Origin of the sequence: Luminiphilus sp. nBUS_16 (assembly GCF_051201645.1) — a bacterium.
Taxonomy (GTDB): Bacteria; Pseudomonadota; Gammaproteobacteria; order Pseudomonadales; family Halieaceae; genus Luminiphilus.
Genome location: NZ_CP179205.1, coordinates 1,769,485 through 1,794,922, shown reverse-complemented (window position 1 = coordinate 1,794,922; position 25,438 = coordinate 1,769,485). Strand labels below are relative to the sequence as shown.

The window sequence follows — 25,438 nt, the reverse complement described above, 5'->3', positions numbered from 1 at the left end:
GCTCTTGTATAGTACGCGAAACATACCATTGCGAGAGTCCTGATGCCCCACATATCAATTACAGCAGCCGAAACCCCCCATAAACCCGCTTTTATTATGGCTAATTCGGGAGAGATGGTCACCTACGGAGAGCTAGAGGCTAGAAGCAATCAGGTGGCGCATTTATTCCGGCTCTGCGGATTGCAGTCGGGTGATCACGTGGCGATTATGGTAGAAAATTGCCGCCAGTTCCTTGAGATTACAACGGGAGCGATGCGCTCTGGCATTATTTTTACGCCTATCAGCACCCACCTCAAAGAAGATGAGACGGCCTATATTTTAGAAAACTGTGGCGCGAAATTGTTCGTTGCTTCGCATTCGTTAACTGCCGTCGCAGTTCATATGGTTGGGAGTGCCGAGGCGCTAAGGCATTTTTACATGATCGGGGGTATCGAGGATGGCTTTTTATCCTGGGAGGAAACCGTCGATGCGCTGCCGGTGTCGCCTATTGAAGATCAATCCATGGGCACGACGATGTTGTATTCATCGGGTACTACGGGCAAGCCTAAGGGCGTTTATAACAAACCGTACACCGAAATTTTTGATGAGCCCCTGCCGTTGACCCTGTCACTTGGTGCCGCCTTTGGGTTTGGCCCGGAAACCACCTATTTGTCACCAGCGCCGCTGTACCATGCCGCACCGCTGCACTACAACATGGTGGTTCTGGATACCGGTGGCACTTCGATCATCATGGAGAAGTTCGACGCGTTACGCGCACTGGAACTCATACAAGAACACCGAGTAACCCACAGTCAATGGGTACCTATTATGTTTGTTCGAATGCTCAAGCTCCCCACAGCACAGCGGACTCAGTTTGACACCAGTTCAATGCAAGTGGCAATTCATGCCGCTGCGCCCTGTCCGATTGACGTTAAAGAGCAAATGATCGATTGGTGGGGACCTGTAATCCTTGAATACTATGCGTCGAGCGAGGGTGCGGGTTTCACATTGATTGACTCTAACGATTGGCTCAAGCACAAAGGCTCGGTGGGTCGCCCCTTGATTGGCGTTCCTCATATTTTGGACGAGGAGGGTAACGAATTGCCTGCAGGAGAGGTCGGAGGGATTTGGTTTTCCGACATTGCTAATAAGTTTGAATACTTTAACGAGCCGGGTAAAACGGCGGAGGCCTACAACAAAGACGGCTGGACCTCTGTGGGTGATATGGGTTACCTCGACGATGAAGGCTATTTGTATCTCACCGATCGGAAAAATTTCACCATCATTTCTGGTGGCGTGAATATTTATCCTGCGGAAATTGAAAACCTTTTAATCAACCACGAAAAAGTCGCTGACGTTGCGGTTTTTGGCGTGCCCTGTGATGAGTTTGGTGAAACCGTTCAGGCTGTGGTTCAGCCCGCCAACTGGGTCGATGCTACTGATGAGACAGCGTTGGAGCTTGTTGAATGGCTGAAAGAGCGTTTGTCCCACATTAAAATTCCTCGGAATTTAGATTTCATGGAGCAGTTGCCCCGGATGGACAACGGTAAGCTTTACAAGCGCCACCTGATGGATGCGTATCGAAACCGTAATGAGTGATATCGGGATCTGAAACCTGAGGTCTAGTGGCGATACACTGCTTTTAAGCCCATTCCTTTGGCCTAAGAATCGTCATGCAGATAGCAACATAGCTTGTTGATAAATATAAAGTAACCAGATCTTACGGGTAATGCGGATAGGATTTTTCACGCATTTCTTGATGCTGTGAGTATACCCGAGCGCCCAACAGTAATAAGCTGGCGGCTGTTCTCACAGTGGTACGAGGTAAGGGTGCGGAATAAACGGAAACTCAAGTCATTGGCGCGAGCCATGGCCAAGTCTGATAACTACGCGGATTGGTTGACAGCAGCTCGTGATCACGACGAGATCACAGGTATGACCGATTGGCGTCACGTTGAACACACCGATCTCTACGACTACGCGCAAATTCGCTTACGCCTGGATCGTTTGAAAAACCTACGCGCTCGCTCCGATCATCAAGGGCTGCTTTATGCTCTTAATGAAGGCATTCATGGCAACATGGGTGGCATGGGTAAAGGCGTCCTTTATCGTATGGCCAAGTCGGGTACGAAGCGTTTAATCGAGGATTACATTGACGAAATCGATGAGTCCCTGAAGCTGCTAGCCGAACTTGATGACAGCATTATCCCCGCGCAACAAAAGCTGGATTTCTTTTACCGGGCGAATATTTGCTTCGGCCGCTCTGCGTTAATGCTCAGTGGTGGTGGTGCCCTAGGTTTTCTTCACTTAGGCGTGGTCAATGTCTTACTTGAGCAGGGCCTGCTGCCTCGAGTTATTTCGGGTTCTAGCGCGGGCGCCCTAGTTGCCGGTGTTTTGGCCTGCCACACCGATGATGAAGTGGCCGATCTTGAAAAGCTCGCGATATTGCAAAGTGGCGCAAAAGCAAAAGAGGAGGCCGGATTCCTACGTAAGGTACTTACCGGTGGCCCCAACATTTCTTTGGATGACCTAGAACATCTGATAGAGGGCCTTATTCCTAATGCGACCTTCGAGGAGGCTTATGCAAAGACCGGGAGGCAGGTGAGCATTACCATTGCACCTGCGGAGCCGCACCAGCGTTCAAGGCTCCTCAACGCGGTGACGTCACCCAACGTATATATTCGGTCGGCAGTTATGGCGTCTTGCGCAGTTCCCGGGGTATTTCCGGCGGTTATGCTAATGGCTCGTAATGTGCATGGAGAGCCACAACCGTATTTGCCGGGTCGACGTTGGATCGACGGCTCCGTTGCCGATGACCTGCCGGCCAAACGCTTATCCCGTCTTTTTGGCACTAACCACCATATCGTGAGCATGGTGAATCCCATTGCAACAGCGTTTATCTCCAAAGACGAAGACCGCGGAGCTCTGTCTAAGGCTGCGGGTGCACTCGGGGTAGGCGTAGGGCGAGAATTTCTTAATTTTTACCGCGGCTTGGCACAAAAGCGCGGTGATAACTGGCCTAGGTTCAACATGATGCTCCACGGCTTGCACGCACTCATGGATCAAGAGTACACCGGGGACATCAACATTATGCCCAGCTTCCGGCTTGCGAATCCGTTACGTTTGCTTTCTCATCTCAATGAAGAGGAACTGCTTCGGCTGACCCATCATGGTGAGCATGCTTGCTACGAAAAGGTCGAGGCTATTCGGCGCTGCACTCAAATATCTCGGACCTTGGAAGATATTCTTTACCGCTTTGAATATGGTGATTTACGGCCAGATCCTGTGGCGGTAAGGCGGCCTCGGTCTTCTCGCCGAAGACCCGCCGCAACACGTGCTCAGCGTGCGAAGCTTGATAATGTGCCGAATGAAACTGTCGCAAAAATCAAGCCTAGGCGAGGCCGTAAGTCATCAGGCAAAGCCAGTGCAGCGGCAGCAGTGGCGCAAAAAAGCCTGAGAGTGACGCACTAACGTTCTGCCATTTAGTCTTTAATGTATGACATCCCCAGTTCAGCGAGGGGGAGCACAAGGTTGCCGCGGCTCTCTGCTTCGGCACTCGAAGCGGTGCCGTCAAGAGCGCGCTTTTTGACGCCTTGAACGATCGCTGCAAGGCGGAAAAAGCAAAACGCCAAATAAAAATTCCAATGCTGAATTTCATCACGCCCGGTGCGCTCGCAGTAGCGTCTGACGTAGCTGCTGTCCTCTGGAATACTTAGGGGTTTGCGATCTATGCCGCCCAACCCGGTGATGCCGGCATCACGGGGAAGCTGCCAAGCCATAACCTGATAGGCGAGGTCAGCGATGGGGTTGCCCAAAGTACTGAGCTCCCAATCGAGCACCGCGATGATTTTGGGTTCAGTAGGATGAAACATAACGTTATCCAACCGATAATCACCATGAACTAGCGCTACCCGGCCGTCGTCGGCAGGCATGTTTTCTGAAAGCCAGACCATCAATGTTTCCATTGCCGGGACAGTTTCAGTTTCTGACGCCCTATATTGCTTACTCCAACGTCCTACCTGCCGCTCAAAATAGTTGCCTGGTCGACCGTAATCGCTCAGCCCAACAGCATTGATATCAATGCTGTGCATCGCCGCGAGAACGCGATTCATATCGTCGTAGGCCGCGCTGCGCTCATCATTGGAGAGCTCGGGCAACACTGGGTCCCAAAAAACACGGCCATCCATAAACTCCATTAAGTAGAACATGGACCCGATAATGTCATCGTCCTCGCAGAGTGCTACTGCGCCTGGTACCGGGACATCGCTATTTTGCAGCGCGGAAATAACCCGATACTCTCGGTCGACCGCGTGGGCTGAGGCTAGCAGCTGACCCGGGGGCTTGCGCCTCAGCACAAATTCACGTTCGCCTGCGGTCACTTTAAAGGTTGGGTTTGACTGCCCGCCGGCAAACTTTTCGGCGGTTAGCGAGCCACTGAAGTCACACACGTTCGCTTTTAGCCAATCACTGAGTTTTGAAAGATCTAATGTTTGTGTGCTCAAGTGCAACCCCTCGACTTACAACCGCGAAAACGTCCCCGAAGCAGACGAATGTGAGTAAAAATTTGATCGGCAAGTATGCTGTGGTTATGCTTGCTCGCGCAACCCAACTGGGGCTGCTTAAAACCTAACTAAGAATCCCGATAAGGACAGACCATGAGTAGTATCGCAAGTTTTGAAGCGGCTAAAAAATTGGTTACTCAACCCGGATCTCTATTGGAGGTAGGGCAGGTCGATGTTGCGGGGCAGTCACTACTGGGTTACGTCAACGCCCCTAACAGCATGCGCGATCTGTGGATGTTGGCGACCGGACACGGTGAAGCTGAATATCTTGTGTACCTTGATGAACGCATGACCTACCGCGATGCGGCGGAGTGTGTGGCGGGCTTTGCCAATTGGTTGGTAGGTCAAGGTATTGTTCCGGGCGATCGGGTGGCCATAGCGATGCGCAACTATCCCGAATGGATGCTTGCCCATTGGGCGATCAACTCGATCGGCGCTGTAGTTGTAGGCTTAAATGCTTGGTGGGTCGCTGATGAAATGGCCTATGCACTGAATGATTCCCAGCCAAAAATGTTAATAGGCGACCAACAGCGGTTAGCCACTTTTGCCACGGTCAGCGAACAGTTTCCTGACATGGCGTTGGTCTCTGTAAGAACTGATGATTGTTCGTTAACAACGACACCCTGGCAGTCGGCTGTTGCCACCGGTGGCGATTTACCCGCGGCGGAAATCGACCCAGACAGCGAAGCTTGCATCTTTTACACCTCGGGCACTACCGGGCGACCCAAGGGAGCTCAACTAACCCACCGCGGATGCGTCGCCAATGTTTTGAACGTCGCAGCTATGGGAGGCATCTACGCGTCACATAGGGCCCTAGAGGCAGGCCAAGCGCTAGAGGCACCTGTATCAGCACCGCCTCCTGTCGCGTTAATCGCGACGCCGCTTTTTCACGTTACGGCCAACAATTGCATTATGCAGGCCGGTACCGTCGCTGGCGGCCGGTTTATCTTGATGTATAAGTGGGACCCGGTTGAAGCGATGCGCCTCATTGATGCTGAGAAGATCACCACGATGAGTGCAGTCCCCATGATGAGTCGTGAAATTCTAACCCACCCCGATCGTGACGAATTTGATCTGGGCAGCTTGAACGCTATGGGTGGTGGTGGAGCCGCAATGCAGCCCGACCTAGTGGGTAAAGTGGCTGCGGAAACGAAGCGTGCAAAGCCAGCGCAAGGCTACGGGATGACAGAGGTCTGTGGCATTATCAGCTACATCGCTGGAGACATTTTCCTGGAGCGTCCAAGTAGTGCCGGGCCTATGGTGCCTACCCTTGAAGGGAAATGCGTGGATGCAGACGGGAATAAACTGGCGCCCAACGAAGTAGGCGAGGTTTGCGTGCGCGGTACGCCCGTTATCAAAGGGTATATCAATCGTCCCGAGGCAACCGCCGAAACCATCATAGAGGGTTGGCTACAGACGGGCGATATTGGTTATTTTGACGAGGACGGCTTTTTGTATTTGGTTGATCGGGCCAAAGATATGATCCTCAGAGGAGGCGAGAACATCTACGGTGCTGAGGTGGAGAACGCAATTTTTGACCACCCTGCGGTCCTAGAATGTGTGGCCTTTGCGGTGCCTGATGATCGCCTCGGTGAAGAAGTTGGTGCAGCCATCCATCTTAAAGAAGCGGCAATGCTGGATGCACCTAGTTTGCGTGAGCATCTGGCTAGCCGGATCGCTGCCTTCAAAGTGCCGCGGTATGTCTGGTTTTTAGCTGAGCCATTGCCTCGCAACGCCAATGGCAAATTTTTAAAGCGCGAGCTGAAAGACGTGTTGGACCCTGAGAGTGCTGACTAATTGTCTTTTGGGCCTCTGAGCGATGTTCAGGCTCAGGAGATTCAAGCCCGAGTGCGTCACGATATCGAACGCGCTCAACGGTTACTTGAAATCCCTCTGGGCCCTATAGAAGCGCGCCTTGATCTTTCGGGTACTACCGCAGGCATGTATTGCTACAAGGGCCACTGCCAATGGCTGCGTTTCAATCCATGGGTATTTGCGACAGATATGGCGCTTCACCTCCGGGATACCGTACCTCATGAGGTTGCACATTATGCGATCCATCAGCAGTTCGGACGGCGCAAGGTTAAACCCCATGGACCAGAATGGCAGTCTCTGATGGTTGCGATGGGCGCTAATCCAAGTGCCACCTACACGGCTGACTTAAGTGCGGTGCCGGTACGAAGGCAGCGGCGACACGCTTATCACTGTCTCTGCAGAGATCACAGTGTCTCGAGTACGCGACACAATCGGATTCGCGCAGGTCGAGCCAGTTACAGGTGCTGTTATTGCGGCGAGGCTCTGGTGGCTTCTTCGAGTGATTCCGCTGTTTAGTGCCTTGTTCTGGAGACTTGCGCTGAAATTCGTGGGGATTGCCTAAGGCCACAGTATTCTTGAGCGCGAGCTCAACCAATGTCAGGATCTGCAAGCAATAATGGCTGGCGGTTGTTACCATCTGCAGGCAGTTTTTAAGCTTCAAAAACCGAGAGGGCACAATGTCAAAATTTGAAACGATCAACGTAACCCATCATGGCGCTGTCGCCCGCGTCGCCTTTAATCGTCCCGATAGTCTCAATGCAATGAATGGTCAAATGCGCCGTGAATTTTATGCCGCTGCTCGTGAGATCAATATGAACGACGCCATTCGTGTCGTCATTCTAACCGGAGAGGGCAGGGCTTTTGGTGCAGGTGCTGATCTCGCCGACGACACTGCAGGCGCTGATCTAATGATTGGCGCACAAACCCGGGACGATCTCATTCACGAGTTTAAGCCCGGGGTGCTGTCCATAGCCGAGGCGCCTAAGGTTTGGATCGCTGCGGTCAACGGGCCTTGTGCGGGAATCAGTTACAGTTATGCGATGGCCTGTGATCTTGTTGTTATGGCTGAAGACGCCTATCTCTATCAACCCTTCTCCGCGATTGGATTAATCCCGGATGGCGGTTCAACCTGGCTACTGCAAAAACTTGTTGGCAGTCGGCGGGCTTTCGAATTGATGGCTCTTGGGGAAAAGTTGGGAGCTCAAAAGGCATTGGATTGGGGAATGGCTAATAGGGTGTTCGATAAGGCTGATTTTGCGGTGGAGGCCATGGAGTTTGCCGAGAACCTCGCGGGACGCTCGCCACTGGCGCTTCGGTACACTAAAGAGGCGCTCCGTTTCGCGGCTACCTCTTCTTTGGGCGACACCATTACCAAAGAGGCTGACCTACAGGAGTTTTGTATTTCAAGTGAAGACTGCCCTAATGCGATCGCTGCCTTTTTTAATAAAGAAGCCTATACATGGAAGGGGCGGTAATACGCCTTAGCACCTCTAGCCTCAGCAATTCGTCGTGATATTTGGGGAACGAAAATGATTATAAAGAATTTTTACCCGGCTCTTTGGTTGCTCGCTGTGACCTTAGCCAGCTTCTCACAAGCTGAAGATAGACAGCTGCTTTGGGGTGATACCCACCTGCACACGACTTATTCATCGGATGCTTTTGCCAATAATAATCTAACCGCAACACCGGATATGGCTTATCGGTTTGCCAAGGGCGCGCCGGTTGTTCACGGCTGGGATGGGCGGCGAGTTCAGTTGGAAACACCGTTGGATTTTTTGGTTGTTTCAGACCATGCCGAACTGATGGGCGTGATTCGAAGTGTCTACTACGACGGCGTAACTCGGGATGATCTTTCCTTGATCGACTCTGCGAAGGCTTGGATCGCGACGGCAATTTTAAGAGATGCGGTCGACCAGCAAACCGCCCGTAATTTATTTCTTGGGGTGCTACCTGAGCCCACCGATGATTTTGCAGCCGCCGCGAGGGACTGGGACGCAGATGTGGGTTGGATTCCAGACTTGCCCGCCGTAGAAGCCGACGCATGGAAGGCCATTACCGACGCCGCTGATGCGCACAACGCCCCGGGGGAATTTACGGCGCTAATTGGATGGGAGTACAGCGCAATTCCCGGTGGAGCCAACCTCCACCGCGTGGTCATTGGTGACATCGATGCGCAAACAGCTCAAACCTTCGTGCCTTACGGACTAGACAACAGCTCTTTTCCCGAGGATCTCTGGGAATGGCTGGAGTCCACTGCGAAATCAACAGGGGGCACATTTTTAGCGATTCCCCACAATTCCAATATCTCGAAGGGCATTATGTTCGACCTGACGTCCCTGCGTGGAGATAAGATGGACACTCGGTACGCAGAACTTCGGCGCTATTGGGAGCCTGTTGTAGAAATCACTCAAATAAAAGGTGATTCCGAAACGCACTCTTCCCTTTCTCCCGAAGACGAGTTTGCCGACTTTGAAAACTACCCCTTCTACATCCAGAAGTGGTGGACAGAATATCAGCCTCAGCCAGGGGATTTTGTACGATCGGCCCTGCGTCGTGGCCTCACCCTAGAAGCTGACGTAGGCATCAACCCCTATCAATTTGGCGTGATTGGCTCCACTGATGGTCACACAGCGCTGCCGAGTGCTGAGGAGGCAAATTTTCAGGGTAAGTTTGTGACAGATTCCATTCCGAGTAAGAAGAGTTCGGGCTGGGGTGATGAGCCACAAAGGCCCTTTGGCTGGGCTATGTCGGCGTCAGGGCTTGCTGCAGTTTGGGCTGAGGACAATACGCGAGAAGGCATTGTCGCTGCCATGCGTCGGCGTGAGGTATACGCGACGACAGGCCCTCGTATTGGTGTCAGAGTTTATGGTGGCTGGAACTTGAGCGCAGAGTTACTCGAAGAAGCCGACTTCCCTGCAAACGTACTGGAGCAGGCCGTACCTATGGGAGGCGAACTCATGACAGCGGCAGAGGGTGCAACGCCAACCCTATTGATTGAGGCACTAGCAGACCCCGCTTCCGGTGCATTAGACCGAATACAAGTGATCAAGGGCTGGACGGAAAGTGATGGCGGCACACAGGAGCAGGTTTATGACGTCGCCTGGGCAGGGGAGGGTCGTCTGCAAACTGACGGCTCCTTGCTTCCCGTTGAAAATACCGTTGACCTGGCTACAGGGTTGCTCGATAACAGCGCCGGTGCGGGGCGTTTAACCGCAGCCTGGAGCGATCCGAATTTTGACCCTGATCAGTCCGCTTTTTACTACGTGCGTGTGCTGCAAATACCAACGGCGCGACATTCTTTACTCGATAAACTTGCGTTAGGCGGCGAGGTTGATACGCAGAGACCTGACACCCTACAAGAACGTGCTTACACGTCCTCTATTTGGTATCGCCCTTGAAGTGACGCTGCTGGCCCGTTGAGCGCTGCCCTGTGTCGTTTCACGGCTGCGTCTAGGGCTACTCAAGTAGCGACGACGACTCGCAAGGCTTGGCTCACTGCCTGAGTGTCGTTCACCGAAGCAAGGGTGGCCGCTATGCGTGCGTCTAGCTCGACGATCTCAGAATCTTTGACCCCGGGATTGACGCTGCTCAAATAAACTAGGCGACTTTGCTCTGCACCGAGCTGCTCATTGATCGTGTTTATGGCCGTGCGTTTTCTCGCCTCGAGCTCAGATTTTGCCAACTTATCTGCGGCTTTCAGCTGCTCCTCAAGTAGGGGTCTGATTCTGCGTAAAACATTGGCAGCTGTTGCAGTGGCGACTGGACCAATCATACGGTTTATAACTTGATGGCCCATGTTTTGACCTCGATCAATACACTTGGGATCAATGACAAAGCGCAGTGGTGTTTGATCGACATACCGGCCCATTTCTAAGTGGCTTGGAGCCATGCAGTCGAGGCTGTATATACACTCGAGCAGCACAGTGCCGCCCGGTATTTTGGGGTGCTTTACGGTGCCGAGAGCTGAGTTGCCTAGCTCACTGCTCAAGACAACCGACATCGCCTCTCGCAGTAAGGGGTGCTCGCGAGTAAGAAACAACACGTCGTCACGCGCCAGTGCCGTTTCACGGTCAAAGCTAACTACCGTGCCGTCTTCGTCAAGTCCCGGTAGCTCACCGGTAATCAGCATTTCAGTAGGTTTGAGCAAATGGGTGGTTTCAGAGTGATAATCCTGACTCACGCCAATACGGTCGAAGAGAAGTTCTGCAAAAGAAAGGACTTGCTCGGGAGTCTCTTCCGTTTGAATGGTTTCAATAATTTCTGACCCGCGCTCAGCGTTATGCGAGTTTAACTCCAGTAAGCGATCACGCCCCTCACGCATTTTGATCTCTAGGGATGTGCGCAGTGCCAGTGACTCACTTAACAGGTGTTCGGTGGGCGCATCGGGGTTCGCTAGGGCGTTATCTAGGGTTCCTTGGAACTGCTGGAGAACCGTGTAGCCAACGGCACAGCTACTGGTAAAGGCCGACAGGGCTTGGTCGTGCCAATTGAATAATACTTCCTGAGCAGTGTTGCGTATGAAGGGCACATGAATGACGACATCTGTGCCCTGTCCAATTCGGTCTAAACGGCCAATGCGTTGTTCGAGTAGGTCGGGATTCTTGGGTAAATCGAAACAAATTAAATGATGTGCAAACTGAAAGTTTCGCCCCTCGCTACCAATCTCAGAGCAAATCAGCGCCTGTGCCCCTCCGTGTTCATCGGCAAAATAGGCGGCTGCACGATCCCGCTCAAACAGGGTAAGGCCCTCGTGAAAGGCAGCACAGCGAATGCCTGCACGCAGGTGAAGTTGCTGCTCCAAAGCAAGGGCAGTGGTGGCGTTTGCAGCAATTACCAGTACTTTTTCCGGGCGTAACGCTCGAAGTTGAGCCTCCAGCCAACTCACTCGAGGGTCATGTTCTAACCACTGGGCCTCTGGAAAGGACATTTCCGGGAACAAAGCAGTGCGGTTGTCTTGATAGAGCTCCGGCGCCTCCAAGGGGTAGGCGTGCAGATTGCGCTTTGGGAATCCCGGTACGGAGGCTCGGGTATTGCGAAATAACACACGCCCCGTACCGTAGCGGTCAAGCAGCTGATTGATCTGCGATTTGCTGTCGGCTTGTTGATCGATACCAGCCGGCAGGCTAACCGTGGTCTCGCCTGCTTGGAGTTGTTCGATAACCTGATTCCACTGTGCGAATTGCTCCTGTTCGGCAAGGAAAGTTGGCAAATCGCTAAAGCGATCAGGATCGAGCAATCGAAGCCGATCAAAGTGGCTCTCTATCCCTGCTTGTTCGGGAGTGGCCGTCAACAACAGCAGGCCGCTGCAGCGGCCTGCGAGGGCTTCAACAAAGTCTGATAAGGTTTCTTCCTCAGGGCTTTGACGGCTCAGATGATGGGCTTCATCGACGATAACCATATCCCAGCTCGCCGAAAGTGCACTGTGTCTCGCGTCCTCATGCTGCCCCATCAGAGAAAACGGGCACAATATGAGTTGTTCTGACTCAAAAGCGGTTTCTATGTCTAAGTCACTTAAGCGGTCGTCATCAAACAGCGAAAATGCCAAACTAAACCGTCGCAGCATTTCCACCAGCCATTGATGTATCAGTGAGTCAGGGACAAGAACAAGGGCTCGGGTTGCCCGTCCTGAGGCTAATTGCTGGGACAAAATGAGGCCGGCTTCAATGGTTTTACCTAGGCCAACTTCATCGGCCAGCAGTACTCGGGGGGCAATGCGGGTACCGACTTCGCTCGCGATATAGACCTGGTGGGATAATAGGGAAGTTCGCGCGCCAAGCAGGCCTCTGACAGCGCTTTTTGAAAAATGTGCGCGCTGCTTCAATGTTTCGTAACGAAGTTGAAAATCCAGTAGCTTATCTAGCTGGTTGTTGAGCAGCCGGTCTCGGGGGGAGCGCAGTTGTATGTGGGGATCAATATCAAGTTCAGAAACCAGCTCTTGTTGGCCATCGGCATCCTCAATGAGATAAGCCAAGATGCCCTCAGACTCGTGGCGTTCAAGGACTGCGTATTCTTGACCATTGATGTGTTGGTAGCGATCACCGCTTTCCAGAATGAGCCGGGTTAGTGGCGCGCGATCTGTGGCGTAGGTGCGTTCCTCACCGACTGCAGGGAAGTGCAACGTGATGCGCCTCCCATCGAGTTCCACCACAATACCTAGTCCCAATTCTACGTCGGCGTGGCTCACCCAACGTTGGCCAATCGCAAATTCACTCATGGGTTAGCGAAGAACAACGCCATGCTGTTCCTTCTGGCGGCCTTCAACAATGCTTCAACCGGCATATTTTTAATCTCTGCAATTTGCTCAGCGATAAGGGGTAAAAAACGGGGCGAATTAACGCGTCCCCGGTAGGGGACGGGTGTTAGGTAGGGCGAGTCAGTTTCGAGCACAAGGCTGTCTATTGGCGTGGCGTCAATGACAGCTCGCACATTGTCCGCATTCTTAAAGGTGCAAATACCATTAAATCCGAGGTAAAACCCCTCGGATAAACAGTAGTCAGCTAGCGCTTGAGAGCTGGTAAAGCTGTGTATGACACCTTTTTTTCTCAAATAAGGGGCATGATTTTCTAGCACCGCGCGCGTGTCGGCATCCGCCTCGCGGGTGTGTATAACAACCGGTAGATCGCGCTCGGCAGCGAGTGCCAGTTGCGCCTCAAAAGCTTGGGTTTGTGCTTGCGGAGAAGCATGCTCGTAGTAGTAATCCAGTCCAATCTCCCCGATAGCTACGACCTTGGGGTGAGCTGCTCCCGTCGCAACTGACTGTGCTACAGACGGGCTCCACGAAGAAGCTTCGTGGGGGTGGATACCCTGAGTGCCCCAGATATTTTCATGTTGATCGCAAAGACTTAAGACAGTCGCTAAATTGTCTGCAGAGACGGCGATAGTAACGATGCGCTCAACACCGGCATCGGTAATAGCCTGTAATTCATCGCCCATCGTATCCTGTGCCAGATAATCGAGATGACAGTGCGTCTCAATGATAGGCGTTTGAAATGTTGGGACGGATTTTTTGTGTGCGCGTTTTGACATGAACAGTAGCAGGAGAAGACGATGGAATTATGCCACTTCTCGCTACCCATAGAAACAGCGAAGGGCCAAACAGTGTCGACATAACCCCTGTTTATTAACCGCGGTGCACAGTACGTAATCGCATGCCCCGGACAGTATCGACGATTTCATTCCACAACCACTGATGAGCAGGGGAGGCTTGAGTTCGTCGATGAGCTACCAGTGCATAGTCAACGTACTGCGCGTCTTCCGGCGGCAGCGGCAGCGCAACCACGTCCCGAGTTGCCCCCTGATTCCTTGCTAAATAAGCAGGGCAGACCAAAGTGAAGTCTGTCTCTCTCAGTATTTCCAGGGCCGTGAGAAGATGCGACGTCTCAAGCATGGCAACTGAACCCGCTGGCAGCTGAGCATGAGGCGATAGAGGTAGCTCAGTATCATTGCGATCAGACACGTATAGGCTGATGGCAGGGTATTGTGTGAGGAGCTCACGGGTTAATGGTTTGCTGGCTAAAGGGTGACCATCTCGCACAAACACCGCCAGTGGCGATCCGCCCAATGATTGGAAGCGAAATTCTTCAGGATAGTCAGAACGAGTGAGCTGGACCGCGAAGTCGAGCCCCCCTGCAGCAAGCTTATCGAGCTGACCTTCCACCCGCGTAATGGTTCGCAGGCTCAGCCCGGGTGCAATTTTTTGTAATCGCGCCGTTAGCGGAGGTAGTAGTGAAAGGCCCACGTATTCAGAGATTGCGATCGTGATCTCACCTTTATAGGTGTTCGGTGAAAAATCGCCAGCCTCGAGCAGCGCCTCGGTAGCTGCTAACAGCGCGGGCAGCTCTGCGGCGATGGATTGTGCTCTAGGCGTCGGTTGAATTCCGCGTTTTGAGCGTACAAATAATGGGTCATTAAATGTGTCTCTGAGGCGTCCCAGAGTTTTTGACATCGCTGGCTGAGTGATTGACATACGTCTAGCCGCTGCTGAAACGCTGCATTCCTCCAGAAGAATTTGTAGAGAAACCAATAGGTTAAGGTCGACTTTTGCTAGCTTTTTAATGTCCATGAGGACGATAATGCCACAAAAGAATATAAAAGATAAAACAAATACATTTGATTTATGTGCCAGCGAGGCCAGAATAGCGCCATTGATGTGACCCCGCCGATCGGTGAGCACTGTGCTCCGATCCTGGTTCACTCAGGTCCTTTTAAGTTTTTAACCCGCCTTCAGGCGGGTTTTTTTTTGCCGGAAGGGTTTACACTTAAAGCATGATTCTGGACACCCCATTGCGAAGCTCTCTACCACTGCCAACGGTGTTTTTTTTTGCACTGGCAAGCCTCTGGCACTCCCTAGGCTTCGCTGGCGAGCCTCAGCCTTGGGGCATCCATGTGTTGTGGCCTACTGAAGCAGTAATTGACAGGTCCCTCTCAACAGAAGCTTCTCCCTTAACCGTGCGACGCCGTCTCGATGCAACCGCCGAGCAGATTCAAAAGCTAGAGGCTGTTGTAGGACCCTATTCCCCAGAATTGACTGCGCCCTTGACCGCGGCAGCGCGTGAAGCGGAGGAATATGGGGCCAATGACGCTGCGCTAGAACTCTATCGATGGGCACTCCACAGTACGCGGGTAAACAGCGGATTGGGTAGTGCCGATCAGCTGCCCTTGCTCGAAGGCATCCTTGAACTACTTCGCGATCAGGGAGATCCCGCTGAAGTAGGGCGCCAGATTAACTACTTTTATCGGTTACTGGGCAGAGGCGCAGAGCCCTGGTCGGAACAGCGCTTGCGAGCCTCTATTCGATGGCTATCGGTTCAGAGTGAAATCCTCGCGAGCAGCCCTTGGCAAGGTAAAGAATCCGATGTTTTGTTTGTGGTTAATCACGGTAAAGAGATGACCGACGCTGTCTGTGAGAGTTCTCAGTGGCAGAAGCCTTGGTGCAAGTTGTTCAGTCTTGAAGTCCTCAAGCTTTACTACTTAATCGACTTTAATGTGGATCCTTTGGTGGTCGATAGTTTCGGCGTTTCTCGAGACCGCTATGCCAACCCTTATCAGCAAGGCGTTCAGCAGAACCGGGAGCAATCGCCCGGAGAATATCGGCTTCGCAATGTTGAAAGCACGCTGGGGTCAACGGCGAGAGGTTTAATCGATCGCGCACTGAAGCTGTTGCCCGAAGATGGATTGTTACTACATGCCAAGGCTGACTGGCTGCTGCTACGGGGACGTCACTCGCAAGCGATGCAGATTTACCAGCAGCTACAGCTGCAGGGGAGTGTCGACTTTTCGAAACCCGGACCTTTGCCTGAAGTTCCCAAACTGAGTCGCGATCATCGATTTAGCCGTGAATGGGCGATCCTCAATGTCAGTGCGGAGGTGAGCCAGCGGGGTAATCTCAGAAATGTTGTCGTGATTGCGCCTGAGCCATCCGAGGAGAAATTGACAGGGTTCGCCAGGCGGCAATTACGAAGTATGCGCTTTAGGCCCGCCTTGTCTGAGATGGGCGAGACGGTAGAGGCCCCTGTCGCCTGGCGGGTGGAAGTATTGCGGTAAATTTTTGGGCTACTGGTTATTGATTACTAGTAGCGCGCCAGTGGCTTTTAGCTTGCCCTTGAGTGACCAGTGAATGAGATCGCCTCCGTGGCGATTAATCGCCTTTTCAGCCATTTCATGAAAGGTGGGGCGTTCTGGATCTGCGATAACGATTTGACCGACTCCAGCATCAATCGCACGATCAATTAACTTACCTACAGGCTTGACTAGATCGTCCCAAAAACAAACATCCGCCGCCACTAAAAGGTCAAAATCGGCTAATTGAGGCTTCTTTAATGCCTCAAAACGTCGCACTAAAGGCGTAGTGGAGACTTTGTTGAGTTCTGCTACGGCTTTCAGATAGGGAAAGACTGCAGGGTCAGCGTCAAGTGAGACAACCGAAGCGCCCAATTTTTTTGCACACCAGATACCCGTAATGCCCCAGCCGCAGCCAGCATCTAAAACCGAGTTTGCACTTTCGGGTGGATGCTTGTGGAGGTAATCCATGATGAGAAAGCTCGATCGCCACAGTTTAGTGCCGTGTATCGAGGGCTCATGCCCCTCGCGTTTCACTCTTCTGATCACTTTATGGCCGGCCGTTGGCAGCGTCACACCGCGAAACTTTCGCTCCGTTACACGGATTTTTTGCCCTGCACTCAATGCCTCGGTCATACGGCCTTAACGCCTTCGGCTTGTGGACCTCGGTCACTAGCCCGCACTGAGTAAGCGACACGCTGACCTTGCTTAATACCGCGTTTGGTTAAGCCTTCTACATTTCGGTAGTGCACAAATACTTCAGCACCATCGTCGCCGACAATAAAGCCAAAGCCTTTCGTGGCATTAAACCATTTGATATTTCCCTCGTTAGTGCTCTCCTGAGCGCTCGCTTGCTTTTTAGGGGCGCGAGGGGCCGGCATGTTGAGGTCGCCGATGACAGCGCATGCAACCGCCAAGACGACCAACCCAGCAAGATGAATCCAATGGGTAGGGAAGAACTGCGCCGTGATCAGATAGATGACAAGGGCAATCAAATCGTTGATGACAAGCCTGCCAACAAGACTGAATTTTTGTGGGTGCGTAGACATGAGACTTCCGGTTTATAAAAAGGAGCCGAAGTCTATCAAATCCTGACCGCTTGTTGGTGCTACGGTTTAGTAACTTCTTCCGCCTGCAACCCTTTGTCGCCTTTTGCGAGGGTAAACTCAACAGCATCTCCCTCGTTCAGGGAGCGGTAGCCATCTCCTTGAATTGCTCGGAAATGCACAAAAATATCTTCATCACGATCAGACATCGTAATGAACCCAAAACCTTTTGCATTGTTGAACCACTTCACAACACCGGTTTGACGCTCAGACATACGCCTCTCCTTATTTTTATAAGACGTTATTACCAGTATCGCGTCATTAGTGCAATCCCTCCAGACGCTGCAGTTGCGTAGTGATGGCTTGAACTGCATCTTCAGCGGCCTGTTGTTTATGTCGCTCATTGGCAACCACGGCTTCGGGGGCGCGGTCGACAAAGCTGGCATTTGAGAGTTTTCCCTGAATTCTTGTCAACTCTCCCTGCTGCTTTTGCAGTTCTTTATTGAGGCGAGCCCGCTCTGCTTCAACGTCGATGACTCCAGCCATGGGCACCAATATTTCGAGGTTGCCGCAGAGGGCTGACAGTGACGGCGGCACTTCAGCGTCGGAGCTTAAAAAGGTTATTGACTCTAGACGGGCCAGCTTGCGCAGATAGGCCTTGTTGTTTGTAAAACGCCTTTGATCATCGTCTGTCGTGTTGCGGACCAGAATGTCGAGCGCTTTGCCCGGCCCCAGCTGTGCCTCTCCTCGAATGGTGCGAATCGCAACAATGACACCTTGTAGCCATGCCACTTCTGACTCGGCCTCAGCATCGGATTCTTGACCGTCAAAGTTAGGCCAAGGTTGGAGCATAATGGTGTCTCCTGACTTATCTGCTAGAGGCGCAATGCTTTGCCAAATTTCCTCTGTGATAAAAGGCATCATGGGGTGCAGAAGGCGGAGGATGTTCTCAAGCGTTGTAACCAGCGTATGACGCGTCACAGTCGCCTGATCGGGATTTGCCTCCGCATCCCAAAGGATGGGCTTTGAAAGTTCAAGATACCAGTCACAAAACTCGTTCCAGACAAAGTCGTACAAGGTTTGCGATGCCAGATCGAAGCGATAGTTTTCAATCGCCTGTTCGCAGTCTTTCGCAGCCGTGATTAGTCGGCTCATAATCCATCGGTCAGCCAAAGAGGGTTCGGTTGCAGACGGCGATGGTGTGAGATCCTCGCAATTTCCCAAAACATACCGAGCAGCATTCCAAAGTTTATTGCAGAAATTCCGGTATCCCTCCATGCGCTGCATATCGAACTTGATATCACGACCCGTGGAAGCGAGAGAATAAAAGGTAAAGCGCAAAGCATCGGTGCCATAGCCAGGGATGCCCTCAGGGAAGTGCTTGCGAGTTTGTTTGACGATGCGCGCTGCCATCTGTGGCTGCATCATTCCTGCCGTTCTTTTGGCCTCCAGGCTTTTGAGATCTATGCCATCAATAAGATCTATGGGATCAATGACATTTCCCTTGGACTTCGACATCTTTTGGCCTTCACCGTCTCTCACCAGACCGTGAACGTACACAGTGTGGAAGGGCACCTCGTCACAAAAATGTAACGACATCATGATCATGCGTGCAACCCAAAAAAATATAATATCGAACCCCGTCACAAGCACCGACGTAGGGTGAAACTTCGCCATTTCGGGCGTCTTATTCGGCCAGCCCAAGGTAGAGAACGTCCAGAGAGCTGAAGAAAACCAGGTATCTAAAACGTCGTTGTCCTGCGTGAGCTCGACGGTATCATCGAGTTCGTTGCTGGCTCGCACTGAGGCTTCGTCGGAACCCACATACACATTGCCTGCATTGTCATACCAAGCTGGGATTCGGTGCCCCCACCAGAGCTGTCTGCTGATGCACCAATCCTGAATGTCGCGCATCCATGCGAAGTACGTATTTTCCCATTGTTTGGGCACAAACTTAATTGTTTCATTTTCAACGGCAGCGATAGCAGGTCCCGCAAGTTTTTTAGCATCCACGTACCATTGCGGCGTTAACCACGGCTCTACAACCACACCAGAGCGATCGCCTCGTGGGACCTTCAGCAGGTGGTCTTCGGTTTTTTCGAGCAGCTGCAGAGCATCAAGATCTTTAATGATCTGTTCTCTGGCTGCGTAGCGATCGAGACCTTGGTAAGCCGCTGGAGCGGCGTCACTAATTGAGGCGTTTCGCGTTAGGATATTGCGCAAGGGCAGGTCGTGTCGCTGGCCCATCTCGTAGTCATTAAAGTCATGTGCAGGTGTGATTTTGACGCAACCAGTCCCGAACTCAGGATCTACATAGTCATCGGCGATAATAGGAATTTCTCGGTCGCAAAGCGGTAACGACACGGTTTTGCCAATGAGCGCCTGATAGCGGTCATCGTCTGGATGAACTGCGACTGCTGCGTCACCTAACAGGGTCTCCGGCCTTGTAGTGGCGACCACGAGGTGGCCAGAGCCATCACTCAGAGGATAGCGTAGGTGCCACAAGAAGCCTTGTTCCTCTTCCGACACCACTTCAAGGTCCGATATTGCTGTGTGCAATTTTGGGTCCCAGTTAACTAAACGTTGACCACGATAAATAAGACCTTCGCTGTAAAGTTTGATGAACACCTGCTGAACGGCATCGGACAAACCTTCATCCATAGTAAAACGTTCACGGCTCCAATCCGCTGAAGCCCCTAATCGTCTGAGCTGCTGAGTAATGGTCCCGCCTGATTGTTCTTTCCAAGCCCAAACCTTGTCGATAAAAGCGTCTCTGCCAATATCCTCTCGCTTGATGCCGTCGGCCTCTAGCTGTCGTTCGACGAGCATTTGAGTTGCAATTCCAGCGTGATCGGTGCCCACCTGCCAGAGCGTATCGGCCCCTTTCATTCGGTGATAACGGATGAGGGCATCCATGATGGCCTGTTGAAAGCCATGACCCATATGCAATGAACCCGTTACGTTCGGTGGCGGTATGGGTATCGAAAAAGAGGTCTCGCCGCCCTGAGGAGCAAAGTAACCACTTTGCTCCCAGGTGTCATACCATCGCTTTTCAATATCGCCGGGCGAAAAAACCTTTTCCATAATGCTGTTCCGATTTTGGTACTAAAAATGTAGGCGCTGTGAAGCCGTCAAAGATCGTGTTTTTGCAGAGGATAGCCACGATCCTTGTAAAATCGCCACGACTCTCGCATAGCTTTTAAAGCGGTTTCTTCTTGAGTCACTAGTTCGGCGACTCGTTGAAACCGAGAAAAAAAAGCGGGCGGGGTGAGGGCAAGATTTATTAGGACATCATCATGGCTGCTGGGCTCTTGTCCCCAACCAAGAACTACTGGCCCTTCAGACCCCTCTTTCAGTGAGTGGTGTGGGATAAAGCTTCCGGGGCGGAATGTCCACAAAAGCTCGTCCAACAACGCTGCTTCTGACTCACTGCCAGTGTTTATAAACAGGCTATGCCCTTGACGGTGGGCTTTTTCTGTAAGTCGAGCAGCAACCTGCAGACGAGCCTCAGGGCTAGCGTCTGCAACCACATAAAAGTCGACGCGAGTCATAGGTTATGCGCCAGCACGGGCTCGCAGATACTCGACAAGCATGGGAACTGGCCTTCCGGTAGCTCCTTTCGGCGCACTCAGAAATGAAGTTCCCGCAACATCTAAGTGCGCCCATTTGTACTTCTCCGTAAACCGTGCCAGAAAACACGCGGCAGTAACACTTCCCGCGGTACCAGCACCGATGTTTTGCATATCTGCGAATCTTGAATCAAGCTGCTTTTGGTATTCCTGCCAGATCGGCATTCTCCAGCCACGATCTTGACTGCGTTGCCCAGCCGCCAGCAGCGCATCAGCCAAGTCATCGTCGTTAGCGAAAATGCCGCTCGCCTCGTGCCCCAGCGACACAATAATAGCGCCCGTCAGGGTCGCGATATCCACGACCTCTTTCGGCTTGTAGCGTTCAACGTAGGTTAGTGCGTCACACAGCACCAAACGGCCTTCAGCATCGGTATTGAGGATCTCGATGGTTTGGCCACTCATGCTTGTGACAACGTCCCCAGGTTTAGTGGCGCGACCGCTGGGCATGTTTTCAGCCGCAGCAACTATGCCCACTAGATTGATGGGTAAGTCCAAGTTAACCGCAGCCTGAACTGTACCAAAGACTGAACTGGCACCACCCATATCAAACTTCATCTCGTCCATTTTCCCGCCTGGCTTGAGAGATATTCCGCCCGTGTCAAAGGTGATTCCCTTCCCCACGAGAGCATATGGCGCTTCCTTTGCTTTCCCGCCTTTGTATTCCATGACAATCAATTGCGAGGGCTCGTCACTGCCATGTCCCACGGACAGGAGTGAACCCATACCGAGCTCGCGCATCTTTTTTTCATCGAGAACCTTTACCGTCAATTTGGCGTGCTTTCGGCCTAATGCTCTTGCCTGCTTAGCGAGGTAGGTTGGCGTACAAATGTTAGCGGGTAGATTGCCCAGTTGGCGGGTAAAGTTGACGCCTTCACCGATGGCCACGCCTGAGTTGAGTGCCTTTTTTGCTTGCCCGATTGGTAAAGCGGATGGCGCTGAGACACTGGCTTTTGCCAAAGTTGGCATGTTCTTCGGTTGACTTAATGTTTCGCTGTAGACATAGCAGGCCCATAAAATTTCGGTCGCCAGTGTTTCCAGCAACTGAGCGCTGTCTTCGGCGGCCAGCGGTAGGCCATCTAGGGCTATGTGTGCCTCACGAGCCTTCGTGCTGGCTAAATTTTTGCCTGCGGCCTGGGCTAGCTTTTTACGAGCAGACTGATCAAAGTCTTCCTCGGCACCGCAACCTAGCAGGAGGATTCGCTGCACACGGTCATTACCCATAAGTGCCAAGGACGAGCCTGTTTCGCCGCTAAAGTCGCCAAGCTTTGAGGCGCGATTAATGGCACCTGCCAATTTAGCATCCAATTCTGCAAGATACCCCTCCAACTTCTGACCTTTAAACATGGGTAGCACAAGGCAGGGGGTAGAAAGCTTGGCAGGATTAGCGGCCTTGCGAGCCGTGAACGATGGTTGGGACATGAAAACTCCATTAGAGGACAAATAAATTGATGTAGAGGTGCATAGTGTATGGTGTCTGGCGCCGTAACAAAATATATTCAGCACAAACCATTGATCCTTATGACTAACTGATGCGCATTTTCGTATATTTGACCCGAGATGTGGCCACGCACACGCTGGCGGTGTCCTTTGTTCTTTTTCTCGTGGTTTTTAGCGGCCGCTTTATAAAGTATCTCGCGGAAGCGGCGATGGGCAGCCTATCTGCCGACGTTTTACTGCCAGTCATGCTGTTCAAACTGCCCAGTTTTTTTGAATTAATCCTACCGCTCGCGCTTTTTATCGGAATTCTGCTGTCGCTTGGACGAATGTACGCAGAGAGTGAAATGGTCGTGCTTAAAGCTTGCGGAACCAGTCCAGCTCGGCTGGCGGGTTACTTGCTGGTGCCTGGCGCCCTCATAATGTGCCTCGTTGCACTTTTGACCTTATATTTGGGGCCCGAGGGTTCAGCTCGGGCACAGCGACTTTTGGACAACCCCCGGAATGCCGAGGGTCTACAACTCATGGCCGCAGGGCGATTTAAGTCCCAGCGTGGGGGTGAATTAGTGACCTACACTGAGCGCATTGATAAAGCCGGCGTCATGCACAATGTTTTTGTCGTTGAGGAACAATCGGGTACTGATGCCACCCAAGTCACATTGGCCGAGGAAGCCGAAATAATAACCGACGCCACCACCAACAGGCGTTACCTCGAGTTGCGTGGTGGGACTCGTTACAGTGGAGTGCCGGGTGAACCTGCCTACGAGGCAGTCGCATTTAGCCGGTTTGGCGAACTCATTCCTGAGAAGCGCGATAGCTTGCGTGCTTCTACGCGCATCGACGCAACGCCTACCGCCGAACTGGTTACCAGTGATGATCCTAGGAAGCGGGCTACCCTTTGGTGGCGACTGTCGCTACCGTTTTTGGTGCCAGTGAGCGTTGTTATCGCCTTAGCGTTGAGTAAAACGGACTCCCGCAGAGGACGTTATGCGCGCCTCGGGCCTGCACTAGCATTGTTTTTGGTTTACTTTTTAGCGCTCACACAGGCTCGCTCCTTCATGGAGTCAGGCGGTGGCGGCGGCGCAATGCTGTTAACACACCTGTGTTTTGCGGCGTTTGCCGTTTGCCTGCTTTATTGGGAATCTCTTTCCCTTGGGATTTTTGGGAAGAAACATGGGTCAGTTTGATCGTTATCTAGCCGGGAGTGTTTTGGGCGCTACGTTGGGAGTGCTCGCGGTACTGGTTGGTCTGGACGCGTTGAGCTCGGTCATTGACGAGCTAGATGACGTGACTGCTGATTATGCTTTTTCGGATGCATTGATCTATGTGGTTTTTACACTCCCCAGACGCCTACATGAGTATGTGCCCTTTGCCGCCTTGATAGGGGCTCTGGTTGGGCTCGGCCGTCTTGCCGCAACCAGTGAGCTCACTGTGGTGCGAGCAGCGGGGCGCTCACTACCTCAGTTGGCGATTGCAACGCTAAGACCTGCATTAGTCGTCGCCGTCGTCGGATTTTTGATAGGTGAGTTTGTATCGCCTGTTTCGGAGCAATATGCTGTCAGTCATAAGGCCTTAGCTCAGGGATCTCAAAGCAGTTTTACTGGCCGCGGTGGTGTTTGGAATCGTGATGGCAACACTTTTATCCACGTCTCAGCGGTAGAGCGTGGCGGAATCATTCACGGCGTACAATTGCTTACCTTCGACGACGAACGTCGGTTGACGCGCAGCCTACGCGCAGAGCGAGGCACCTATCAGCGTGGGCAGTGGCTACTGGAAAAAATATCGCGTACAGAACTCACTCAGGACCGTGCAGTTACGGACACAGTGACCCAACAAGTCTGGAAAACTGAAGTGACGCCGCAACTCTTGGCATTGGAGGCGGTAGCCCTCGACAGTCTGCCGACCCGCGAATTGTGGCCGTACGCACAGTATTTACGCAAACAAGGCCTCATGTATAGGGATGTTGAACTCGCCTTCTGGCGCAAAGTTCTTCAGCCTTTTGCCGTGGCGGGATTGGTTCTCGTTGCCATGTCGTTTATTTTTGGTCCGCTCAGAGAGGGTAGCCTGGGTGCTCGTATTTTTACGGGTGTAATCGTCGGCGTGGTGTTTCGTATTTCTCAAGATTTTTTCGGCCCCGCAAGCCTCATTTTTGGATTGCCAGCTATCCTTGCGGCGGCGATGCCTATTTTAGTTTGCTGGATTGCAGGAGGGTGGTTGCTAACTCGAGACACCTAACGATCTCGACTATTGGGCCTTTGCTTCTTTTGCGAGCCGCTCCAAGTGGGTTTTTGAAATTAAGTCGTGCCAAGTGCGGTTCTGCGGATGGAAAAACATCCACCAATAGCCCGCGCCAAAGAGTAGAAAACTCAGGCACGCGGCGACACAGCGAAGGTAGGCTTGTTTGACGCTGGCAGGTTTTCCCAGATCGTTCACTAATTTTATGCGCCAAGCTTGCATCCCCAGTGTTTGGCCGCTCTTGTGCCAAAATATGACGAAGAACGTCATGATGATCAGAAGCGATGTGCTTTGCATGATCCAATCTGGAACCGTCGGTCTCGCGATAGAATCGGTAGGTCCAAATACTGATACCAGAACGAACGCGTTGGCCATGAGTAATGGCGCCACAAGAAAGGCATCGTAGACCATAGCGAGCAGCTGGCGCCAAGCCTGTGATTTGGCGAGATGGGGCACTCAGCTGTCCTTGCTTGGGGCCAAATGTAGGTGATCGGTATTTGGGTTGACGGGTTTCGAAACCCGCTTGATCGTAGGAATCAACTCTCCCGTCGGGGCGAGATCAAAAGCCTGATCAGAGGAAATGCGAGTCTTCATCGTCGATGGCGATAGCAAAAGTTCGCCAGCAGGGGCAACTTCCAGAGGAACCTTAACCTCGACTGTATAAGGTTTGTCGCTGGGTCGTGAGGACACCTTGTCTATGGGCTCATAATCTACAGGTATGTCGGCATCGACTTGAGATTGAACCTGAATGAGCTCGGAGGGAATCGTCGGCGCCTTCGCCTCAAATACCGCTTTTTCTTGCGAGGAACCGTCAAGGACTGCTGAACCGGTTACCGCGGGGGTGCTCTGAGACGTTGTATGGCGCTGTACTGCGACCTGAAGTCCAGCGTCAGCCAGGATCTTGCGAAAGTGGAGTGCTGAGGCTTTATTGCACTGTTTTTTCACCCGTCGACGTGTTCCATTTAAGAGCTGGTCAGCCATACTGACATCGAGTTTAAACAGGTCCGCCAATTTGGCCACTGCGTCTCCGCGCTTGCATCCAGGAAGAATTTCCCCAGTCAAGTAGATGTCGAAAGTGGATTCCATGGGTGGTATCGCCCAACACTCCGCTGATTAAATGAATTTAAATATTTCGCGACATTACAAATTCTGGCCTAACTTGCAGTAATATGCAATGAGA

21 protein-coding genes are annotated in these 25,438 nt (G+C 52.3%); 9 read left to right on the top strand and 12 right to left on the bottom strand.

Features of this window, described 5'->3' with window-relative positions; genetic code table 11:
- Positions 1–42 precede the first annotated feature (42 nt).
- Positions 43–1,578 carry an acyl-CoA synthetase gene (locus ACMAY6_RS07965; RefSeq protein WP_435210813.1) on the top strand — a complete coding sequence of 512 codons (1,536 nt, stop codon included), beginning with the start codon at positions 43–45 and terminating at the stop codon, positions 1,576–1,578.
- Between the two features lie 231 nt (positions 1,579–1,809).
- Positions 1,810–3,450, top strand: coding sequence for a DUF3336 domain-containing protein (locus tag ACMAY6_RS07960; protein ID WP_435210811.1), 1,641 nt, complete (start codon positions 1,810–1,812; stop codon positions 3,448–3,450).
- 11 nt (positions 3,451–3,461) lie between these two features.
- Here ACMAY6_RS07960 and ACMAY6_RS07955 read toward each other — a convergent pair whose 3' ends face one another.
- Positions 3,462–4,481, bottom strand: coding sequence for a phosphotransferase (locus tag ACMAY6_RS07955; RefSeq protein WP_435210809.1), 1,020 nt, complete (start codon positions 4,479–4,481; stop codon positions 3,462–3,464).
- A 153-nt stretch (positions 4,482–4,634) separates the two neighbouring features.
- Here ACMAY6_RS07955 and ACMAY6_RS07950 point away from each other — a divergent pair, with 153 nt between their 5' ends.
- From ACMAY6_RS07950 to ACMAY6_RS07935, 4 genes are all read left to right on the top strand, one after another.
- On the top strand, positions 4,635–6,338 hold the full coding sequence (locus tag ACMAY6_RS07950; protein ID WP_435210807.1) for a class I adenylate-forming enzyme family protein: 1,704 nt from the start codon (positions 4,635–4,637) through the stop codon (positions 6,336–6,338).
- On the top strand, positions 6,339–6,872 hold the full coding sequence (locus tag ACMAY6_RS07945) for a SprT-like domain-containing protein (protein WP_435210806.1): 534 nt from the start codon (positions 6,339–6,341) through the stop codon (positions 6,870–6,872).
- Positions 6,873–7,033: 161 nt separating this feature from the next.
- The gene (locus ACMAY6_RS07940; RefSeq protein ID WP_435210804.1) at positions 7,034–7,831 is read left to right on the top strand and encodes an enoyl-CoA hydratase/isomerase family protein; all 798 of its coding nucleotides are present in this window, start codon (positions 7,034–7,036) and stop codon (positions 7,829–7,831) included.
- 54 nt (positions 7,832–7,885) lie between these two features.
- Positions 7,886–9,754, top strand: a complete 1,869-nt coding sequence (locus ACMAY6_RS07935; protein WP_435210802.1) for a DUF3604 domain-containing protein — start codon at positions 7,886–7,888, stop codon at positions 9,752–9,754.
- A gap of 62 nt (positions 9,755–9,816) precedes the next feature.
- On the opposite strand, the gene rapA is transcribed toward ACMAY6_RS07935, so the two are convergent.
- From rapA to ACMAY6_RS07920, 3 genes are all read right to left on the bottom strand, one after another.
- Entirely contained in the window at positions 9,817–12,570 is a 2,754-nt protein-coding gene (gene rapA, locus ACMAY6_RS07930; RefSeq protein ID WP_435210801.1) for an RNA polymerase-associated protein RapA, read from the bottom strand.
- Complete coding sequence (locus ACMAY6_RS07925) at positions 12,567–13,382, bottom strand: TatD family hydrolase (RefSeq protein ID WP_435210799.1); 816 nt, start codon at positions 13,380–13,382, stop codon at positions 12,567–12,569. Before ACMAY6_RS07925 ends, rapA begins: the two co-directional genes overlap by 4 nt.
- 94 nt (positions 13,383–13,476) lie before the next feature.
- Positions 13,477–14,550 carry a LysR family transcriptional regulator gene (locus ACMAY6_RS07920; protein WP_435210797.1) on the bottom strand — a complete coding sequence of 358 codons (1,074 nt, stop codon included), beginning with the start codon at positions 14,548–14,550 and terminating at the stop codon, positions 13,477–13,479.
- Positions 14,551–14,621: 71 nt separating this feature from the next.
- Between ACMAY6_RS07920 and ACMAY6_RS07915 the strand changes: the two genes are divergently transcribed.
- Positions 14,622–15,899, top strand: coding sequence for a hypothetical protein (locus tag ACMAY6_RS07915; protein ID WP_435210795.1), 1,278 nt, complete (start codon positions 14,622–14,624; stop codon positions 15,897–15,899).
- A gap of 9 nt (positions 15,900–15,908) precedes the next feature.
- On the opposite strand, the gene ACMAY6_RS07910 is transcribed toward ACMAY6_RS07915, so the two are convergent.
- Genes ACMAY6_RS07910 through ACMAY6_RS07885 form a run of 6 tightly spaced genes read right to left on the bottom strand, consistent with a single transcriptional unit; the run spans position 15,909 to position 22,008 of the window.
- Positions 15,909–16,550, bottom strand: a complete 642-nt coding sequence (locus ACMAY6_RS07910) for a class I SAM-dependent methyltransferase (protein ID WP_435210794.1) — start codon at positions 16,548–16,550, stop codon at positions 15,909–15,911.
- Positions 16,547–16,963 carry a cold-shock protein gene (locus tag ACMAY6_RS07905; RefSeq protein WP_435210793.1) on the bottom strand — a complete coding sequence of 139 codons (417 nt, stop codon included), beginning with the start codon at positions 16,961–16,963 and terminating at the stop codon, positions 16,547–16,549. Before ACMAY6_RS07905 ends, ACMAY6_RS07910 begins: the two co-directional genes overlap by 4 nt.
- 59 nt (positions 16,964–17,022) lie before the next feature.
- Positions 17,023–17,235 carry a cold shock domain-containing protein gene (locus ACMAY6_RS07900; protein WP_435210791.1) on the bottom strand — a complete coding sequence of 71 codons (213 nt, stop codon included), beginning with the start codon at positions 17,233–17,235 and terminating at the stop codon, positions 17,023–17,025.
- A 46-nt stretch (positions 17,236–17,281) separates the two neighbouring features.
- Positions 17,282–20,044 carry a valine--tRNA ligase gene (locus ACMAY6_RS07895; RefSeq protein WP_435210789.1) on the bottom strand — a complete coding sequence of 921 codons (2,763 nt, stop codon included), beginning with the start codon at positions 20,042–20,044 and terminating at the stop codon, positions 17,282–17,284.
- A 47-nt stretch (positions 20,045–20,091) separates the two neighbouring features.
- The gene (locus ACMAY6_RS07890) at positions 20,092–20,511 is read right to left on the bottom strand and encodes a DNA polymerase III subunit chi (RefSeq protein ID WP_435210787.1); all 420 of its coding nucleotides are present in this window, start codon (positions 20,509–20,511) and stop codon (positions 20,092–20,094) included.
- A 3-nt stretch (positions 20,512–20,514) separates the two neighbouring features.
- A complete protein-coding gene (locus tag ACMAY6_RS07885) occupies positions 20,515–22,008 on the bottom strand; it encodes a leucyl aminopeptidase (RefSeq protein ID WP_435210786.1) in 1,494 nt (497 codons plus the stop codon).
- A gap of 110 nt (positions 22,009–22,118) precedes the next feature.
- Between ACMAY6_RS07885 and lptF the strand changes: the two genes are divergently transcribed.
- Together lptF and lptG are read left to right on the top strand one after the other, a co-directional pair.
- Positions 22,119–23,210: an LPS export ABC transporter permease LptF gene (gene lptF, locus ACMAY6_RS07880; protein ID WP_435210784.1), complete on the top strand. Its 1,092-nt coding sequence runs from the start codon at positions 22,119–22,121 to the stop codon at positions 23,208–23,210.
- A complete protein-coding gene (lptG, locus tag ACMAY6_RS07875; protein WP_435210782.1) occupies positions 23,197–24,258 on the top strand; it encodes an LPS export ABC transporter permease LptG in 1,062 nt (353 codons plus the stop codon). The genes lptF and lptG overlap by 14 nt, the downstream gene beginning before the upstream one ends.
- Positions 24,259–24,267: 9 nt before the next feature.
- Here the strand turns inward: lptG and ACMAY6_RS07870 are convergent, their stop codons facing one another.
- Together ACMAY6_RS07870 and ACMAY6_RS07865 are read right to left on the bottom strand one after the other, a co-directional pair.
- Positions 24,268–24,714: an RDD family protein gene (locus tag ACMAY6_RS07870; RefSeq protein WP_435210781.1), complete on the bottom strand. Its 447-nt coding sequence runs from the start codon at positions 24,712–24,714 to the stop codon at positions 24,268–24,270.
- The gene (locus ACMAY6_RS07865) at positions 24,715–25,344 is read right to left on the bottom strand and encodes a hypothetical protein (protein ID WP_435210779.1); all 630 of its coding nucleotides are present in this window, start codon (positions 25,342–25,344) and stop codon (positions 24,715–24,717) included. It lies immediately after the preceding gene.
- Between the last annotated feature and the right edge of the window lie 94 nt (positions 25,345–25,438).